The organism is Actinospica durhamensis (assembly GCF_018139695.1).
Classification (GTDB): Bacteria; Actinomycetota; Actinomycetes; order Streptomycetales; family Catenulisporaceae; genus Actinospica; species Actinospica durhamensis.
In genome coordinates this window covers 1-414 of the sequence record NZ_JAGSOG010000815.1, presented here as the reverse complement: position 1 = coordinate 414, position 414 = coordinate 1, and the positions used below count along the sequence as shown (strand labels likewise).

General features: G+C 69.3%; 1 protein-coding gene. It reads right to left on the bottom strand.

Annotated features, from left to right (window positions below):
- The coding region (locus KDL01_RS47305) for a histidine kinase dimerization/phospho-acceptor domain-containing protein (protein WP_281415877.1) at positions 1 to 414 on the bottom strand (414 nt) is incomplete at both ends.

The following is a 414-nucleotide window of genomic DNA, read 5'->3' as shown; positions in this document are numbered from 1 at the left end:
ACCTGCGCCAGTTGCACGCGCACGCGTTCGCCGCGAGGGCGGCGCGAGAGCATCAAGACGTCGGCGACCACCTGGTCGAGCCGGCGCACGTTGTCGCGGATGATGCGCAGCAGGCGTGTCTCCACGCCGGAACTTTCCGGGCGCGGGTGGGCGCCGCCATCGTGGCCGTCGCCTGGATCGTCGAGCAGTTCCGCGGCCTGGCTGATTGCGGCCAGCGGGTTGCGGATCTGGTGCGCGACGCTGGCTACCAGCCGCCCCATCGAGGCCAGCTTTTCCTGCTGCGCCTGCTCCGCCACACGCTCCCAGCTTTCCACGTGGACCAGCACGGTGTCATGCAACTCGTGACGCAGAAACGCTTCATCGTCCGCCGACCAGCCTTGCGTGATGGCGTCCGCCGAGGGCATGCGCTGACGC